At 64.3% G+C, this 2,004-nt stretch carries 2 protein-coding genes; both read right to left on the bottom strand.

The window, feature by feature from the left end; genetic code table 11:
- Window positions 1–198 precede the first annotated feature (198 nt).
- Entirely contained in the window at window positions 199–1,293 is a 1,095-nt protein-coding gene (locus tag V6R91_RS36325) for a fatty acid desaturase family protein (RefSeq protein WP_336399361.1), read from the bottom strand.
- 26 nt (window positions 1,294–1,319) lie between these two features.
- Window positions 1,320–1,835, bottom strand: coding sequence for a hypothetical protein (locus tag V6R91_RS36320; RefSeq protein ID WP_336399360.1), 516 nt, complete (start codon window positions 1,833–1,835; stop codon window positions 1,320–1,322).
- Window positions 1,836–2,004 lie beyond the last annotated feature (169 nt).

Below are 2,004 nucleotides of genomic sequence, written 5' to 3'. Positions count from 1 at the left end.
CCGTGCAGCCGCTCTTGCTCCTCCATGAGCGGACGAATCTGTTCCCGCTGCAGCTTCAGCGGGTTGAGCACAGCGGCGGCGTGACGGGTGTTCATCGTCCTCGACCGTAGACCGAATGCCGCCGGGTGGGCAGAGGGGTTGAGACCGCGCCGACGAAGCGCTAGTCGGCTCGGCTCGGGAGCGGTTCTGTCGTGTGAGTCAGATGGTGAGGTGTGCGCGTTGTTCGAGGAGCGGGCAGGTGAACACGTCGCGTTCTCCGAGCCCGACGCGGTTGATGTAGCGGACCACAATGGCATAGGAGGCGAAGAGCCGGACCTGGGTGTAGGGCACATCGTGCGCGCGGCAATAGCGTTCGACGACCGGCGCCGCGCTGCGGAGGTGCGGCCGCGGCATCGACGGGAAGAGGTGGTGTTCGATCTGGTAGTTGAGTCCGCCCATGGCGACGTCGAGGAATCGATTGCCGCGGATGTTTCGACTCATCATCACTTGCCTGTGCAGGAAGTCGAGCCGCAAGTCTCGGGGCACGATGGGCATTCCTTTGTGGTTCGGTGCGAAGGCGACTCCCATGTAGAACCCGAAGACTCCCAGTTGGACGGCGAGGAACGCGACGGCGATCCCGGGCGACAGCACGAGGAAGACGAGGGCGACGTATCCGATCATTCGGATACCGAGAAGGGCGGCCTCAGCCCAACGTCGTTCCAACCGGCCTCGCGCGAAGACACGCCTGGCGCTGGACGCGTGGAGCGATATTCCCTCGAGTAGCAAGATCGGGAAGAAGAAGACACCTTGATGCGCTCGAAGCCAGCGCACCATGTGGTTGCGGTTCTTCGAGGAGGCCTCGGCGGTCACGGCGATCACGGGAAGCTCGATGTCGGGGTCGGACCCGAGCTTGTTCGGGTTCGCGTGATGTCGGGTGTGCTTGTTCTGCCACCACCCATAACTCATCCCGATCAGCAGGTCACCGAGGATCAGGCTGACCCAGTCGTTCCATTTCCCTGATGCGAAGATCTGTCGGTGAGCCGCGTCGTGTCCGAGGAATGCGATCTGCGTGAGCACGATTCCGAGGGTCGCGGCGACGAGAAGCTGCCACCAGCTCTCCCCGATCCAGACGAACACGGCGAGACACGCGCCCAACAAGACTGGCGCGACGATCAGCTTCGTCCAGTAATACCCGTAGCGGCGGCGCAGGAAACCACCCGCGCGGATCTCCTGCGCGAGTTCCGTGAAGGCGCTGGTGCCGTGCACGGCCCTGTCGCGCGGGCCGGTCCGGATCGTCGTGCGTATCTCACCCATGATGACCTCATTCCCGGGGACGCGAGTCAGCGATCCGCACCGCCCTCTTCGACCCAGTCGTCGATTCGTTGATCGTCGTCGACGATCGGTACGGCGACTTCCCAGGTGAAGGACACCGCATCGGCCAGTTCCTGCACCGACGCCACCCGCACCTGCTCACGCTGCGAAGCATCCTGGAATCGCCGTGCCGCCATCTCGCGGCGAGCAAGAATCGCCGCGCTGATGGACGCCACTCTCTCCGCAAGCGCTGCGGCGAGACCATCACGTAGCTCTTCGAGATTGGTGTTAGCGATCTCCAACCGTCGATCCGCGACGCGGAGCTCGACAGCGGGATACCCGCGCGACGAAAGGAACGCACGCATCAATTCCCCGTGGATCGCCGCCGCCTCCTCACGATCCACTTTGCGGGAGAACACCGCCTCGACGGTGTAGCGGTCCGGGGCGTCCTCCGTCATCAGCGTCCCTGGAAGCGAGCCGGCGAGGACGACGGTCAGGCCGAGCAGTTCAGAGCTTTGCCCTTCGATCTTCACTTTTGCGTTCATCTCCTGACGGTACGCCCCCTCCCTGGGACCGCATACAGGTGACCACCTGCATCATCGCTCACTCGGCCACGGCGGCCGGCTGGCAATCGGATTCGGCTTCATGGACCGCGCAGCCCGCGGGGCAGAGACGAATGCCAGCGCGGCGCGGAACAGATCGTCGAGGATCCGG

Source organism: Microbacterium sp. CCNWLW41, from assembly GCF_037083505.1.
Note: the sequence above shows the minus strand (reverse complement) of the source record. Positions and strands in the feature narration are given on the sequence as shown.

Coding starts and splice junctions, on each gene's coding strand:
- V6R91_RS36325 (WP_336399361.1), bottom strand. CDS start 1,293: ATGGGTGAGATACGCACGACGATCCGGACCGGCCCGCGCGACAGGGCC.
- V6R91_RS36320 (WP_336399360.1), bottom strand. CDS start 1,835: ATGAACGCAAAAGTGAAGATCGAAGGGCAAAGCTCTGAACTGCTCGGC.